17 protein-coding genes are annotated in these 15004 nt (G+C 61.4%); 8 read left to right on the top strand and 9 right to left on the bottom strand.

The window, feature by feature from the left end; genetic code table 11:
- Nucleotides 1-39: 39 nt before the first annotated feature.
- The gene (locus M1E05_RS07355) at nucleotides 40-918 is read right to left on the bottom strand and encodes a YflT domain-containing protein (protein WP_461164876.1); all 879 of its coding nucleotides are present in this window, start codon (nucleotides 916-918) and stop codon (nucleotides 40-42) included.
- 77 nt (nucleotides 919-995) lie between these two features.
- On the opposite strand from M1E05_RS07355, the gene M1E05_RS07350 reads away from it, so the two are divergent.
- The 3 genes from M1E05_RS07350 to M1E05_RS07340 are packed head-to-tail and all read left to right on the top strand — an operon-like array spanning nucleotide 996 to nucleotide 4138.
- On the top strand, nucleotides 996-2279 hold the full coding sequence (locus tag M1E05_RS07350) for a magnesium transporter MgtE N-terminal domain-containing protein (protein ID WP_309105922.1): 1284 nt from the start codon (nucleotides 996-998) through the stop codon (nucleotides 2277-2279).
- A complete protein-coding gene (locus M1E05_RS07345) occupies nucleotides 2260-3000 on the top strand; it encodes a DUF1003 domain-containing protein (protein ID WP_458111484.1) in 741 nt (246 codons plus the stop codon). Before M1E05_RS07350 ends, M1E05_RS07345 begins: the two co-directional genes overlap by 20 nt.
- A gap of 10 nt (nucleotides 3001-3010) precedes the next feature.
- Entirely contained in the window at nucleotides 3011-4138 is a 1128-nt protein-coding gene (locus M1E05_RS07340; RefSeq protein WP_461164875.1) for an Mrp/NBP35 family ATP-binding protein, read from the top strand.
- A gap of 22 nt (nucleotides 4139-4160) precedes the next feature.
- Here M1E05_RS07340 and M1E05_RS07335 read toward each other — a convergent pair whose 3' ends face one another.
- The 3 genes from M1E05_RS07335 to sigE all read right to left on the bottom strand — a co-directional run bounded on the left by M1E05_RS07335 (nucleotide 4161) and on the right by sigE (nucleotide 6235).
- Nucleotides 4161-4553 (bottom strand): Sec-independent protein translocase family protein, encoded by a 393-nt coding sequence (locus M1E05_RS07335; RefSeq protein WP_458111486.1) that lies wholly within the window; start codon nucleotides 4551-4553, stop codon nucleotides 4161-4163.
- A 78-nt stretch (nucleotides 4554-4631) separates the two neighbouring features.
- Nucleotides 4632-5369, bottom strand: coding sequence for a hypothetical protein (locus M1E05_RS07330; RefSeq protein ID WP_461164874.1), 738 nt, complete (start codon nucleotides 5367-5369; stop codon nucleotides 4632-4634).
- 236 nt (nucleotides 5370-5605) lie between these two features.
- Nucleotides 5606-6235, bottom strand: coding sequence for an RNA polymerase sigma factor SigE (gene sigE, locus M1E05_RS07325; RefSeq protein WP_458111488.1), 630 nt, complete (start codon nucleotides 6233-6235; stop codon nucleotides 5606-5608).
- A gap of 315 nt (nucleotides 6236-6550) precedes the next feature.
- On the opposite strand from sigE, the gene M1E05_RS07320 reads away from it, so the two are divergent.
- The gene (locus tag M1E05_RS07320; protein ID WP_461164873.1) at nucleotides 6551-7183 is read left to right on the top strand and encodes an O-methyltransferase; all 633 of its coding nucleotides are present in this window, start codon (nucleotides 6551-6553) and stop codon (nucleotides 7181-7183) included.
- 81 nt (nucleotides 7184-7264) lie between these two features.
- On the opposite strand, the gene M1E05_RS07315 is transcribed toward M1E05_RS07320, so the two are convergent.
- The 4 genes from M1E05_RS07315 to M1E05_RS07300 form a co-directional block, all read right to left on the bottom strand.
- Nucleotides 7265-7432, bottom strand: a complete 168-nt coding sequence (locus M1E05_RS07315; protein ID WP_009357720.1) for a DUF3117 domain-containing protein — start codon at nucleotides 7430-7432, stop codon at nucleotides 7265-7267.
- Nucleotides 7433-7662: 230 nt separating this feature from the next.
- Nucleotides 7663-8865 (bottom strand): hypothetical protein, encoded by a 1203-nt coding sequence (locus tag M1E05_RS07310; RefSeq protein ID WP_461164872.1) that lies wholly within the window; start codon nucleotides 8863-8865, stop codon nucleotides 7663-7665.
- A 74-nt stretch (nucleotides 8866-8939) separates the two neighbouring features.
- Nucleotides 8940-9362: a DivIVA domain-containing protein gene (locus M1E05_RS07305; RefSeq protein ID WP_461164871.1), complete on the bottom strand. Its 423-nt coding sequence runs from the start codon at nucleotides 9360-9362 to the stop codon at nucleotides 8940-8942.
- A 16-nt stretch (nucleotides 9363-9378) separates the two neighbouring features.
- Complete coding sequence (locus M1E05_RS07300) at nucleotides 9379-10242, bottom strand: LOG family protein (RefSeq protein ID WP_461164870.1); 864 nt, start codon at nucleotides 10240-10242, stop codon at nucleotides 9379-9381.
- 162 nt (nucleotides 10243-10404) lie between these two features.
- On the opposite strand from M1E05_RS07300, the gene M1E05_RS07295 reads away from it, so the two are divergent.
- The 4 genes from M1E05_RS07295 to M1E05_RS07280 all read left to right on the top strand — a co-directional run bounded on the left by M1E05_RS07295 (nucleotide 10405) and on the right by M1E05_RS07280 (nucleotide 13685).
- The gene (locus M1E05_RS07295) at nucleotides 10405-11160 is read left to right on the top strand and encodes an amino acid ABC transporter ATP-binding protein (RefSeq protein ID WP_461164869.1); all 756 of its coding nucleotides are present in this window, start codon (nucleotides 10405-10407) and stop codon (nucleotides 11158-11160) included.
- Nucleotides 11161-11218: 58 nt separating this feature from the next.
- On the top strand, nucleotides 11219-12103 hold the full coding sequence (locus M1E05_RS07290; protein ID WP_461164868.1) for a glutamate ABC transporter substrate-binding protein: 885 nt from the start codon (nucleotides 11219-11221) through the stop codon (nucleotides 12101-12103).
- Nucleotides 12104-12198: 95 nt separating this feature from the next.
- Nucleotides 12199-12849, top strand: a complete 651-nt coding sequence (locus M1E05_RS07285; RefSeq protein ID WP_458111495.1) for an amino acid ABC transporter permease — start codon at nucleotides 12199-12201, stop codon at nucleotides 12847-12849.
- On the top strand, nucleotides 12846-13685 hold the full coding sequence (locus M1E05_RS07280) for an amino acid ABC transporter permease (protein WP_461164867.1): 840 nt from the start codon (nucleotides 12846-12848) through the stop codon (nucleotides 13683-13685). The genes M1E05_RS07285 and M1E05_RS07280 overlap by 4 nt, the downstream gene beginning before the upstream one ends.
- Before the next feature lie 139 nt (nucleotides 13686-13824).
- Here the strand turns inward: M1E05_RS07280 and dapE are convergent, their stop codons facing one another.
- The gene (dapE, locus tag M1E05_RS07275) at nucleotides 13825-14958 is read right to left on the bottom strand and encodes a succinyl-diaminopimelate desuccinylase (RefSeq protein WP_461164866.1); all 1134 of its coding nucleotides are present in this window, start codon (nucleotides 14956-14958) and stop codon (nucleotides 13825-13827) included.
- Nucleotides 14959-15004: the final 46 nt, after the last annotated feature.

The raw sequence follows: 15004 nt of genomic DNA, 5'->3' as shown, positions 1-15004 counted from the left end.
TTCGTGCGTCCCTGTCTTTGGCGCTGAATCTTTGGCTGGCTAGGACTTACCCTCGGTGTTGTCCTGCGGTACCTGCGGCTGGGTTGCTTGTGGTTGCGGTGCCGACTGGGGGTCAGTAACCCGGACGCCGTATTGGGGACGTCCGTCGGGAAGGTCCGGGTAGCGCACTGCCGCCGGCCTGGTCCCGGCAGGCATCCGCTGTGCTTCCTCCTGTGAAATGGCAGGGGCCTGGCCGGGCTGGTGTTGAGGGGTGCCGGCAGCCTGGCCGGGCTCTTGCTGTGACGTTCCAGGGGCCTGTCCGGGCTGCTGCCCGGCTCCCGGTGCCTGGCCATAGGGATCATTCCAGCTGGCCGGACGCTGCGGAGCCTGCCCCGGGTGCGCGTTGTAGCGGGGTGCGCCGGAAGAAGCGTCCGACGGCCTCATAGGCAGTTGCTGCAGCAGGCGCCGGGCTTCCCCTGAGGCCTCGACGGCAACCACGACGTCGTAGTTGGTGGCCACAACCTGGCTGGTGGACGTGAAGTCACGCTTCCCGCGCTGCATGGCATAGGTGACGATGCCGAACAGCATAAAGAAGGCTGCACCCATCAGGACCGAGGCAACGATGGAGAAGTAGCCGCCCGTCGGGGAGAAAAAGGAGAGCATGACGCCAACGAACAGCCCGAACCACATGCCGCTCAGCGCACCCGACAATGCAACCCTGGGGTAGCTCAGCCTGCCGGTAACACGTTCCACCATCTTCAGGTCGTTGCCCACGATGGACACAACCTGCACCGGGAACTGCTGGTCGGCCAGGTAGTCCACCGCCTTCTGGGCGTCCAGGTAGGAGTTGTATGACCCGACGGTGTCCCCGGTGGGGACAGTGCGGGACTCGTCGGACCCGGGAACGCCCGACTTAGGAGCACCAAAAATATTTGACATACCCCCATTCTTGCCCATGATCATGTGTGGCGGCTGTAAATTCAGCTAAAAGAGAGCAGACTCGGTAGCCTGTACAAGTGAGCACCAATCATTCGCGGGTATTTGTCGCGCGCTTACTTGGACTGGACGTCTTCGACCCCCTGGGGGACCGTCTGGGCAGGTTGCGCGATGTCGTGGTGCTCTCCCGCGGCAGCCGCGGCGCCCCCCATGTGGTGGGTATCGTCGTCGAAGTGCCGGGGAAGAAGCGGGTCTTTGTTCCGATGACACGCATCACCTCGATTGACCAGACCCAGATCATCTGCACAGGGCTGGTCAACCTGCGCCGCTTCGAACAGCGCGGCGCAGAGACCCTCGTGGTGGCTGAGATGTTCGATCGGCGGGTAACCCTGGCTGACGGCAGCGGAGACGCGACTATCGAGGACATCGCCATGGACCGCCACCGCTCAGGTGACTGGTTTGTGAGCAAGCTGTTCGTCCGGCGCGGCCATTCACTTTCCCCGCTCAGCCGGCTCCGCCGCAACGAGACCATGATCATCGACTGGGCAGATGCCTTGCAGGTAGCCAAGACGGAGCCGCAGGCCGCAACCCAGTTCGTGGCGACGCACGAAGACCTGAAGCCTGCCGACTTCGCCGAAGCGCTGCAGGAGATGAGCGACAAGCGCCGCTTTGAAGTGGCCAGCGAACTCCAGGACGAACGTCTGGCTGACGTCCTGCAGGAGATGCCCGAAGGCGATCAGGTGGAGATCCTCTCCGCCCTCGACGTCGAGCGTGCTGCCGACGTTCTGGAGGAGATGGATCCCGACGACGCGGCCGACCTCCTTGCCGAACTGCCCACGGCCCAGGCCGAGGAACTGCTGCAGTTGATGGAGCCGGAGGGCGCAGAGGATGTCCGGCGTCTGCTGGAATACGACGAGGACACTGCCGGTGGCCTGATGACTCCCGTTCCCGTGATCCTTCCCCCTGAAGCGACGGTCGCGGAAGCCCTGGCACATGTCCGGCGGGAAGAGCTCTCCCCGGCCTTGGCGTCGTCGATCTTCATTACAAGACCTCCGCTGGAAACCCCCACTGGCCGCTTCCTGGGTGTTGTGCACATTCAGCAGTTGCTGCGCTACCCTCCCCCGGAGCCCTTGGGCAACCTCGTGGACAAGAACCTCGAACCGTTGTCCGACCAGGCGCACATCAGCGAAGTTGCCCGCGCGCTCGCCACGTACAACCTGAACTCGCTTCCTGTGGTCAATGACGACGGCCGGCTCGTGGGGGCGGTGACTGTTGATGACGTGCTTGATCACCTGTTGCCTGATGACTGGCGTGCCCACGAGGATGACGTCCCCATAAGGAAACTTGGAGGCCGCATTGGCTGATCAGAACGCTCCCCGGAAGCTCAATGGCCGGCTGGTCGGAAGGCAAAGCGTCACAGGCGGCCTGGACACGCCCTTAAGCGGGCGTCAGCGGATTCTGCCCAAGTTCTCACCGAACCCGGATGCTTTTGGCCAATCCACTGAGGGTTTCGCCCGCTTTATGGGTACTCCCCAGTTCCTGGTCTACATGACGGTGTTCGTCGTGGTTTGGCTGGTCTGGAACACCTGGGCCCCGGTGGAGTGGCAATTCGACTCCCGGGCACTTGGTTACACCTTGCTGACACTGATGCTGTCCCTCCAGGCCTCATACGCGGCTCCACTCCTGTTGTTGGCCCAGAACCGGCAGGACGACAGGGACCGCGTGTCCCTGCAACAGGATCGCCAGCGTGCCGAGCGGAACCTGTCCGATACCGAGTACCTGACCCGCGAGCTGGCATCGCTGCGGATTGCCTTGCGTGAAGTGGCTACCCGTGACTACGTTCGTGCCGAACTCCGCAGCCTGCTGGAGGACATTCTGGAAGCCCAGGAGGAACTCCGGAAGCACGACCCCTCAGGGGCCGGCAGCCACGAGTCGCCCAAGGAAAAGGTCCGCGAAAAACTGAAGGAACGCAGGGAGAAGCAACGCAATCCCAGGACCCAGCAGATTCCGAAGATCCGGCCTGAATCCTCCGGCAATCCCGCGCATCTCAACCCGCCGGAAAGCCCCAACCACCCTGAAAGCTGAGTACCGCTCCATGAGTAACTCATTGGTCCCGGCAGTTAAGGCTGCTTTGGCCACAGTCATCGATCCCGAGCTGCGCCGACCCATTACGGAGTTGGGCATGGTGGGTGGGGTTGATATTTCAGAAGAAGGATTGGTTCGCCTTACAGTGCTCCTGACCATCGCCGGATGTCCCCTTCGGGGAACCATCACGGCCGATGCCGAGGCTGCCTTGGCAGCAGTCCCGGGAGTATCCGGCGTAGACGTTGATCTCCAGGTGATGACGCAGTCGCAGCGCGATGCCCTGAAGGAGAAGCTCCGCGGCCCAGGCGGCCAGCGCGGCATCCCCTTCAACCAGCCCGGCTCATTGACCAAGGTCTACGCGGTGGCCAGCGGCAAGGGAGGGGTGGGTAAATCATCTGTCACAGTGAACCTCGCCTGTTCCCTCGCGGCCCAGGGACTGCGCGTGGGCATCATCGACGCCGACGTTTACGGCTTCTCCGTTCCGGCTCTGATGGGCATCACGCAGGCGCCCACCCGGGTGGACGACATGATCCTGCCGCCGGTGGCCTACGGGGTCAAAGTGATTTCCATCGGGATGTTCGTTTCCGGTAACCAGCCGGTGGCCTGGCGGGGGCCTATGCTGCACCGGGCACTCGAACAGTTCCTCACCGACGTCTACTTCGGCGACCTTGACGCCCTGTTCCTCGACCTGCCACCTGGAACGGGCGATATCGCCATCTCCGTAGCCCAACTGCTGCCCAAGGCCGAGATCCTGGTGGTGACCACGCCGCAGGTTGCCGCAGCCGACGTCGCTGAGCGGGCCGGCGCCATTGCAACCCAAACAGGACAGTCGGTGGCGGGCGTTGTGGAAAACATGTCGTACCTGGAAATGCCCGACGGCGGCCGGATGGACCTCTTTGGTACCGGCGGCGGAGCAGTGCTCGCCGAGCGTCTCTCTGCCACCGTTGGCACCGAAGTCCCGTTGCTCGGACAGATTCCGCTGGACATCCTTCTGCGGGAAGGCGGAGACACCGGTCTTCCGATCGTTCTCAACCGCCCGGAGACAGCGGCGGCATCCGCTTTGAATGGCATCGCCGGAAAACTGGCGACCAGACCGCGGGGACTAACGGGGCTGTCGCTCGGGCTGCAGCCCCGCTGACTTTACTGCGGCAGACAGGCCTTTATGTGGCCTCAGAGTCGAAAGGCGCAGCTGCACCGTCAGCAAGACGCTCGATAACACGTGCGGGGCGGGATTCTGAAGCGGTTGCGGCCGCAGCGCCGGCCACTGCTCCGGGGGCGCCTGCGCTTACAGGTTTGGTGTCATCATCCAGCAGCGCTTCTTTGATGATGCGGCGGGGATCGTACTGCCGGGGGTCGTACTTCTTCCAGTCGACATCGTCGATGTCGATCCCCACTTCGTCTTTGATCTGTTCCCGGGCACCGGACGCCATCCGGCGGACTTCCTTCACCAGGTTTGCGAGTTTCTGGGTGTATTCGGGCAGGCGCTGGGGACCGATCACCATCACACCGATGATCAGCAGAAGTAAAAACTCCGGGCCATTGATTCCAAACACTTTAGGAAGATTACCCTCTCCGGGAGCCCGGTGACGATTCCTGCGAAAGGCAGGGAAGCATACAGCTGCGAAAGCCTGTCATGAGACGGCAATGCCACCAAAAATGCGGCCGATCCCCCGTTGAATCCGGCCCAGGAGATCCCCGCCCCCAGCACGTTCCTCCAAGGACTCGGCCCCGGTTGCCGGCCCTCTCATGGAGTCGCGGGGAGCAGACTGCGTCAGCGCGGCCAAGGCGGCCTCCGCGTGGTGCTGTGACAGGTCCGTCACATAGGTGAACGTGATGCCGTTGACCTGGTAGATCGCGCGTTGAGGGGTTCCTGAAGAGACCCAAAGGCTGCCAGCCTCCGAACCGTCCAGCTTCGTCACCTGGGCAAAACCGTCCTCGGAAGCAGCATGCCCCGTCAGCGCGTTCACAGGTTCGCGTACAGCTGTGGGCATCCCCGGGGACGCTCCGGCGGGAAGGGAGTGCTGTTCGATAATCGTCGCGTAATTCTTTCCATCCGAAAGGCGCAACTCCATCGCCGGTTCCCCCGACACGACCTTGGTCCGGGCGGAAACCAAATGAAAGCCTGCACCGGACAGATCAGGACAAATCCATCCCTGGCTGCGCAGTTCCTGCACCCTGCCTGAGGCCAGCGTGCTGCCTTGATCTGTCAGGGAGCCTGCAGCGGCCGTCCCCGCCTGGGGGACCGGATCACCTCCCACAATGAAGGCGGCCATGCCCATGAGTCCTGCCACCGCAGCAGTGCAGGCCAGCAAGAGTTGAACCAGCTTCATTCTCGAGCGCGCCCTGGAGACCGGCTCGGGAACAGCCATGGCAAGATCCTGCGTCCTGGACAAAAGGCGCTCAACGAGATCATCAGGCGCGGCAGGCACCGCCGCGCTGTGGAGCCGCTCCAGGTACTGCCGCTCCCGCTGCACGGCAGTGGAGCAATCCGGGCAAGCTTCCAATGCGGCCCTGCAGGCACCGTGTTTTTTGCCGATGCCGGTTTTTACGGACTGAACCAGCCGTCGAAACAGATCAGAATGACGTAACCGACCCATAAGGCCGATCAGAGGATGCCGGCGATGCGGGGCATGTTAAGACGCGGCTTCAAACCCTGCGTCGGACGGGGATCCCGGTGAGCCAGCTTCTCACGCAACATGGTGCGTCCTCGATGAATGCGGGAGCGCACGGTGCCCAGCTTCACACCGAGGGCCAGAGCCACCTCGTCATAGGAAAGACCCTCAAGATCGCAGAGTACAACAGCAGCCCTGAAGTCGGGCGGCAGCTCCTCCAGAGCTGCCTGCACATCCAGATCAAGGTTGTTGAACTCAAAACTCTGCTCCGGTCCGGGTTCGCGTCCGGGCAAGCGGGATTCGGCGTCATCGGCAAGGGCATCGAACCGGATCCGGTTCTTCCGCCTCGCCTGATCGAGGAAAAGGTTGGTGGTGATACGGTGCAGCCAGCCATCAAGGGTGCCCGGCTTGAAGTTCTCCAGCGAACGGAACACCCGCACGAACACTTCCTGGGTGAGGTCCTCGGCGTCGTACTTGTTGCCGGTCAGGCGAAAAGCAAGGCGGTAAACCTTGGCTGAGTGGTTGGTGACCACTTCTTCCCAGGTTGGCCTGACCCATGCGGCTTCCGCCGGGGTTCCCGAATCTTCAACTGCAGGGACAGGTGCCACAACTGATGCTGACATCGTCCACTCCCCTCGTGGATGGGTACTAACGCCGATTTTGTGCTCTTACACCAGTGATTCGGTGCCGTTCATCTGTCGGATGACCGGATAATTATCATGTCAAATTTGGCTGGGAGTTTCCTGACATTCAAGGCGCTTCAGCCCAAGGCGCAATTGCGCTGGAGGGAAGTCCTCCCCAAGAGCGCCGCATTCCCGAATGAACCTTTGCAGTCTACGCCGTTCTCAACGCTGCCACACCGTCACCTTCCCGGCCTACGGCGTCAGACACAGTACTCTGATACAAACGCCCCCTGCCGCCCAGAAAGCGAATCCTCCATGAGCGCCGATAAGTCCACGAGCTGGTCCTATGCAGAAGATCTGCCTGCTGAGGATGAGGTGCTGTTGCACGCTCGTGAACGTTCCTTCGAGCTTGGCGTGACACCAATTGGTCCCGGTGTGGGTGCCGCCCTCACTGTGCTTGCAGCGGCGTCAAAGGCGCAAACGGCAGTTGAAATAGGCACGGGCGCCGGCGTCTCCGGTGTCTGCATTCTCAGAGGCCTGGGACCGCAATCGGTACTGACCACCATCGACGTCGATGTGGAACACCTCAAAGCGGCACGCGAGGCCTTCCATGAAGCCGGCAGCCCGGCAAACCGCACCCGCACTATTTCCGGCCGCGCAGCCGACGTCCTCCCGCGTCTGACCGATTCTGCCTACGACCTTGTATTTGTGGATGCGGATAAGCAAGGACTTCCCGGCTACGTCGAACAGGCCATCCGTCTGCTCAAGTCACGCGGCTTGCTTATAGTCAACGACGCACTGGATAAGGATCGGGTCTCCAACCCCGCCGCCCGGGATGCCAGCACCGTGGTCCTGCGGCAGGTTGGCAAGGCAATCCGCGAGGACGAACGCCTGGTGTCGGCCATGTTGCCCACGGGCGATGGATTGCTCGTAGCCGTCAAGAAATAGGCGCGCCAATCAAGGCGCCGATCGGCAACTAAAAAGGACAGGACCAGCAGCCTGTTGGCTACCGGTCCTGCCCCGGAGAATCTATTCGGTAACGCCCACCAGGCATTCCTTCAGGTTCGCCGCCTCCGCAGCGTTGAGCTCAACTACAAGCCGTCCTCCGCCTTCGAGCGGCACACGCATGATGAGGCTGCGGCCTTCTTTGGTTACTTCCATCGGGCCGTCGCCGGTGCGTGGTTTCATAGCCGCCATGAGGAATATCCCCTCCAGTAGTCCCAGGACATACCAGCCCGGACGGGCTGTGTCCGCATGGTCAAACAAGCCGCTATGACGGCCGCTACCGCAGCCGTCATGGCTGAACACTGTCGAATGCCATTTGTCCTTGCTTACCTCTATTATCCCGTAATTGACCGCGCACAGCTAATTGATGGACTTTCGACACGCTGTCCAAAACACGCCGGGGAAGAGCTGCGATTCAAGGGTCAGGGCGGGTAATCTCCGCCTCCGGGCAACTGCGCCCAGGCCCAGAGCCAGACTATCCAGACAATTTGCAGGAGGACGAACATCATCGCTACTACCGTCCGGTAGGCGCAGGATCTCGAGACAAGGGCGGCACTGAGTGCCAGCGGAAACAGTGGGAGGAGCATACGGAAGGTACTGGTCTGCGGATGCAGGAACACCAGCAGGTAGCCCATGTAACAGATGCACCAGAGGCGCAGCTCGATACCGAGTGCACGCACAGGCCGAGTCACCATCACGAGGCCAAAAACGGCCACGAACACGAAGGGCGCCAGGATCCCCAGGACGGGGCCGAACAGCAGGATCCCTGTGTCGAACCACGGCATAAAGGGGACGAGGTCGTGGCCGCGCCAGACCGTCTCAGTCTTGGTATAGGCCCCGATATCACCAGTCACCAGCCAGGCGATCCCAGGCCACATCAGGGCTCCCACTCCACTGACCAGGGTTAGCCCGGCCAGGCTCCACAATTCACCCAGGCTGTGACCACCGCCCTCCCTCCGCTCAGCAGGCCGGAAATGCTGCCAGAGGCGGTAGCAAAGAAGAAGCCCTGCCATCGCGGCGAACGGCACTCCCGTGGGCCGGGACAAGCACATCAGCAGCACTACGGGCATGGCCAAAAGGTACCGGCGCCGGACCAGAAGCAACAAGGCGGAAGCCAGCAACAGCAGGTTCAAGGACTCCGCATAAGGAACCTGGAGCACCGGAGCCACGGGGAACGTGGAAAAGAACACAATTCCCCACAGGGCAGCAGCATGGGAGGCCTTGTGGCGGAACAGCCGATACGTCACCAAGGCAGCACCAAGCCCTGCGACCATTGCGATTACGGTCAGCGATGCAGCCGGCGGAAGCCCGGTTAGGCCTGAGAGCGCCCTGCCGAGCACCGGGAAGAGAGCATAAAAAGCCCAGGCGTTCTCCTGGACGTTACCCGAATCGTTCAAGGGGAGTTCGGAGGGATAGCCGTTAGTGGCAACCTCGCCGTACCAACGGGCATCCCAGATATTGATGAAGTTCCAGTAATCCGGCTTGGCAGGAAACCAGGGATTAGTGCCTTGGTGCAGGGCCGCCGCCATGAAAATGCAAGCACTGATCAGCCGGGCCCCCAGGTATACAGCTCCCACCTGCAGCCACCAGGGCCATCGGCCGGCCGCGGAAAGGGCGTCAGCCATGCGTTCGTTGAGAGGCCTCACGGACCGCGTACGAATAACGCTCCTGTTCCCGCCAGGAGCCGTTTCCTGACCGCTCAAGAGCCTTCCTCCTGCATTGTTCGCATCGCTGACCCGGAGGAACCAACGGAGCCAGGGGAGCCGGAGGCACCAGTGGAGTCAGCGGAACGGACGGAACCAAGAGCGGCGCGAAGCCTGGCGATTTCGGCATCCTTCTCCGCGAGCTGGTCACGGAGTTCATCCAGCACCTGGTCCACCTGGTCCATCCGGTAACCCCGCAGGCCAAGGGCAAAGCGGATGTGGTCCACATCGGAGGGTTTCGGGTGCGCCGGCAGCAATACCGGAGGGAGCGATGCCACCGGCTCATCAAAGCCGTCCTCAAGCAGGCTGCTGACGGCGCTCCTGCTGCGGAACTTTGAGCCGATGCCGGTGCCGAAGAAAACCGTGACGCCGAGCAGTGCGACGGCGAGAAAAACCAGGAAGTAGCTCACAGCACCCATCGTGCCAGATCAACGGCTATTCAGGCCGCTGCTCTCCGTTGGGCCGGCCGTTTGCCCGGCCGTTGGCTGAAGCGCCCGGAACTGAACCACGCAGCACCAGGTCAACGGCATCAGTGGGATCGTCTACTACCTGGATGAGGTCCAGGTCCTTCTCCGACACCATGCCCTCCTCTACAAGAGTGCCGCGGATCCAATCGATCATCGGTCCCCAGAAGGACGTTCCCAACAGGACGATGGGGAAAGACGTGACCTTCCGCGTCTGTACCAGAACCATGGCTTCGAAGAGCTCATCAAGAGTTCCGAGGCCTCCCGGGAGCACAATGAATCCTTGGGCGTACTTGACGAACATGGTCTTGCGGGCGAAGAAGTAACGGAAATTGATCCCCAGGTCCACCCACTGGTTGAGGCCCTGCTCGAAAGGGAGCTCGATCCCCAGGCCTACTGAGAGCCCGTTGCCTTGCACTGCTCCCTTATTGGCGGCCTCCATGGATCCTGGTCCGCCACCCGTAATTACGGCAATGCCGGCTTCTGCCAGCTTCCTTCCCACGTCAACGCCAAGATCGTAGTAAGACGTGCCGGGTTTTGTTCGTGCCGAACCGAATACGCTGACTGCCGGACCGATGTCTGCAAGCGCGCCGAAGCCCTCCACGAATTCACTTTGGATCCTCAGTACCCGCCACGGATCAGTGTGGATGAACTGGCCTGCGCCCTTGGTGTCCAGCAAGTGCTGGTCGGACATCTCGACGGCGGCCTGTTTACGCCGCAACTCCAAAGGACCTTTATGCCGCGTCGCCACATGGTTGTTCGCACCCTGCTCAGGGGCTGGGAAAGATTCTCCGGTGGTGTCCGGGACTGGCTGTGGGTGCGGATCGGTACTCATCCACCAAGGCTAGCGCGGATCGGGGTGTCCGCCGCTTATCGATTCCTTATTCCGGATCAGCATTCCCGCGCCCGGGCTCCGCAGGTATCTCTTGAATTACGATCTGCAGGAAGTGGGAGTGATTCGGGTCATAAGTGTTCAATGTTCGCTAGATTCATTCCTATGACTACTCAAGTGCCCGGCGATGCCCTCGTCTCCCTTAATGCTGTCAACAAGCACTACGGCCAGTTGCACGTCCTCAAGGACATCAACCTGAACGTCCGCAAGGGCGAAGTAGTCGTAGTCATCGGGCCCTCCGGCTCCGGCAAGTCCACTCTGTGCAGGGCCATTAACCGCCTTGAAACTATTGATACCGGCGAGATCGCCATTGATGGGAAGAAGCTCCCGGAAGAAGGCAAAGAACTCGCGCGCCTTCGTGCCGACGTCGGTATGGTCTTCCAGTCGTTCAACCTGTTTGCCCACAAGACCATCCTGGAAAATGTGACCCTCGGTCCCATCAAGGTCAAGGGGCTTTCCAAGGCTGAGGCAGACAAGGAAGCCATGGCGCTGTTGGAACGGGTCGGCGTCGGTCATCAGGCACCGAAACTTCCGGCCCAGCTCTCCGGTGGCCAGCAGCAACGTGTGGCAATCGCACGCGCTCTGGCCATGAAGCCGAAAGTCATGCTTTTCGACGAGCCCACCTCTGCCCTTGACCCGGAAATGATCAATGAGGTCCTGGACGTCATGATCCAACTGGCCAAGGAGGGCATGACCATGATCGTGGTGACCCACGAAATGGGATTCGCCCGCAAGGCTGCAGATCGAGTGGTCTTCATGGCCGATGGCCAGATCGTTGAAGACGCAACGCCTGAAGAATTTTTCACGAACCCCAAGAGCAGCCGGGCCAAGGACTTCCTGTCCAAGCTCCTGACTCACTGACACCCACTGAATTCGCACCCCTGGCCGTCAGCTTCGGCCGACCAATGAAAGGAATGTCATGAAGGCATTTATGACCCGTCGGAAGTCCTTGCTGGTTGCAGCTTCCGCAGCCCTGGCCTTGAGCCTGAGCGCATGTGGCGGCGGCGGCACTACCACCACCAACCCGACAGTGGCAGAGAAGCCGACCTTCGCGGCAGGCAGCACCATGGAGAAGCTTTCTTCAGCCGGAACGATCAAGATCGGCACCAAGTTTGACCAGCCGCTGTTCGGCCAGAAGGGACTCGACGGCAAGCCTGTCGGATTCGACGTCGAGATTGGCAAGCTGATCGCAGCCAAGCTGGGCATCGCAGCTGACAAGATCGAGTGGGTCGAAACTGTCTCCGCTAACCGCGAGCCGTTCATCGAGCAGGGCCGCGTCGACATCGTCGTTGCCACCTACACCATCAATGACAAGCGCAAGCAGGTTGTTAGCTTCGCTGGACCGTACTACGAGGCTGGCCAGGCGCTGATGGTGAACAAGGACAACACGTCCATCACCAAGCCCGAAGACGTCAAGGGCAAGAAGGTTTGTTCAGTGACAGGCTCAACTCCTGCCGCCACCATCGTGGAGAAGTACCAGGCAGAGCTCGTGCCGGCCGCAACGTACTCCGCTTGCCTTGAGCCGCTCCGCAACAAGCAGGTCGAAGCGATCACCACTGACAACGTCATCCTCGCCGGTTTCGTCAACAAGGAACCGGACGCCTTCAAGCTCGCCTCCGACGAAACCTTCACCAAGGAGCCTTACGGCATTGGCCTGAAGAAGGACGACACCGAATTCCGCAACTGGATCAACGATCAGCTGGAAGAGTTCGCGTCTGACGGATCCTACAAGAAGGCCTGGGAAGGCACTGCGGGCGCAGTCATCAAGACTGCCCCTGAACTTCCCGAGCTGGACCGCTACTAAGCACTAACCGGCGGTTATCGGGGCCTCTATCCGGGTCCCGATAGCCGCCGTTCGCACGATTCGTTCCATTTACCCCGACGCAGCTGAAGGATCCCATGGACGTTATTATCGAAAGCCTGCCTCTATACGGGGAAGGCTTTCTCAGAACCCTCTTCCTGTCGGTGGTGTCCGGACTGATCGCCCTTGTAGTGGGCACGCTCCTCGCCGCGGCCAGGGTCTCCCCCATCGCAGCCCTTCGGGGTTTCAGCATGGCGTATGTGGAGATAGTCCGTAACACCCCGCTGACCATTGCCTTCTTCTTCGCCGCCATTGTGCTGCCCCGGCTGGGGGTCACTTTCCAGCAGTTCGAGGTTGCGGCCATCATCGCCCTCAGCACCTACACGGCCGCCTTCGTGGCCGAAGCGGTGCGTTCCGGTGTCAACAGCGTTCCGATCGGCCAGGCAGAAGCCGCCCGAAGTGTGGGCATGAAGTTCTCCCAGGTGCTCTCGTTGATCGTCCTTCCCCAGGCGGTCCGCTCCGTGGTGCCGCCGTTGATCAACATCATGATCGCGCTGGTCAAGAACTCCTCCGTTGCCGGCGCATTCTTTGTCCTCGAACTCTTCGGCTACGGGCGCCAGCTTGCCAACGCCAATGGTGACCAGGTCATGCTGGTGCTGATCGGTGTTGCGTTCTTCTACCTGCTTATTACCGTTCCCTTGGGCATATTGGCCAGCACCGTCGAACGAAAGGTGGCGATCGCACGATGACTTCCGTTCTCTACGATGTCCCCGGACCAAAAGCCCGCCGCATTTCGCTTTTAGGTTCAATCATTGGAATCGTCCTGATTGCCTTGCTCTTGGCCGGCGCCATCACAGTCCTGGCAAATCAGGGGATTTTCGAAGCACAGCGCTGGGCCATTTTCCAGAACCCGCAGGTCTGGGCGCTCATCGGTGACGGCATCGGCGCCACTTTGAGCGCTGCCGCCCTTGCCGCCGTTATTGCCTTCCCATTGGGGCTGGCGCTGTGCCTCCTCCGAATTTCGGACGTGGCCTGGATCAGAATTCCGACACGGGTTCTCCTGGAGTTCCTGCGTGGTATGCCTGTTGTCCTCATGATGCTGTTTGTGCTGCTGGTGTTCGGCACAAGCCCTTTTATTGCCGTGGTAGCTGGCCTGATCCTCTACAACTCCGCCGTTTTCTCCGAGATCATCCGCGCCGGTATCCAGTCCCTGCCCAAGGGCCAGCGCGAGGCGGGGCTCACAGTAGGCCTGACGAGTTTCCAGTCGCGCCTCATCATTGAGCTTCCGCAGGCGATCCGGCGCATGATGCCTTCGTTGGTGGCCCAGCTCGTGGTCCTGCTCAAGGACACGTCACTCGGTTACATCGTGGCTTACGGCGAACTCCTCCGGGCGGTACAGGTCATGGCCGACTTCCTGGGCACCGAATTCCTGTTCCCGATCTTCTTCGTGGCTGCCGCCATCTACATCCTGATCAACCTCTGCGTTTCGCGCATTGCCATCTGGATTGAGCGCCGCGGTACGACGAAGGCCGCCGGCGGCGTGGCCAAGGCCGAGCCTGCTGAAGTGGAAGCAGCTGCCAAGTAGGTCAAGCCCCGCCCGCTTAAGAGCCCGGAACAACCTAAGAGCTAAACACTCAAAAGGGAGGGGATGAGCCGCATAAATGCGGTTCATCCCCTCCCTTTTGTAGTGATTGAAGCTACTCCTGGGTGGTTTGTATTCGCCCTTATGCGAGCCAGGTCCGCAAGGCGCGGAGGCATTCGCGTATAGCTTCCGCCTCAACATGCTCGTTGTCCTTGTGCGCCAGCAGTGCGTCTCCAGGGCCGAAATTCACTGCCGGTATCCCCAGGGCACTAAAGCGGGCGACGTCGGTCCAGCCATACTTCGGCTTCGGTTCAGCCCCGACGGCAGCCACGAAGGAGGCAGCGGCGGGGTGCGTCAGCCCCGGCCGGGCTCCCGGGGCCCCGTCCGTGCGGACCACGTCGAAGCCCGACAGCAGCTCTCTAACGTGTGCCTCTGCCTGGTCCAGGGACTTGTCGGGCGCAAAGCGGTAGTTAATCTCAACCACACACCGATCGGGAATAACATTGCCAGCAGTGCCCCCACGGATCTTTACAGCGTTCAGGCTCTCGCGGTAGTCCAGGGCATCCACCGTGACTGTTGCAGGCTGATACGCGGCGAGCCTCTCCAGAATCGGCGCTGCGGCGTGGATTGCGTTCCTGCCCATCCAGGCCCGCGCCGAGTGGGCTGCCTCGCCTATGGTGGTCACCTCGAAACGGGACGTCCCGTTGCAGCCGCCCTCGACGGTTCCATCAGTTGGTTCAAGGAGGATGGCGAAGTCTCCATCGAGAAGATGGCCGTGGTTCCGCACCAGCCGCCCGAGGCCGCTCTTAGCCTCTTCCACTTCCTCATGGTCATAGAAGACAAAGGTCACGTCCTTGTTGGGCTCCGCGCCGTCGTCGAACATTGACGCCGCAAGGGCGAGCTGCACAGCAACCCCGCCCTTCATGTCCGTGGTCCCGCGCCCGTAGAGGACGCCCTGGCCCGGTGTGCCGGACACCCACGTCGACGGTACAGTCCCCAGGGATCCCTCTGTGACGGGAAGCGGAACAGTGTCCAGGTGGCCCGCCAGGATAACGCGCTCAGGACGGCCCAGCTCGGTGCGGGCGATGATCGAATCTCCGTCACGGACCAGCCGGAGTTGGGGAATCTTAAGCAGCGCGGCCTCAACGGCATCCGCCAAAGCCCTCTCGTTGCCGGACACACTGTTAATGTCGATCAGGGCCGCTGTGAGGAGCGCAACATCCTGGCGCAGGTTCAAGGGAGCAGGCAAGGACACTGGAGTGGTTTGAGCAGTCACGGTGACAGTCTAGTTCGAGTCCGGTGCCCAGCTCTCGATACACTGG

This window comes from Arthrobacter sp. R4-81, from assembly GCF_054792365.1.
Note: the sequence above shows the minus strand (reverse complement) of the source record. Positions and strands in the feature narration are given on the sequence as shown.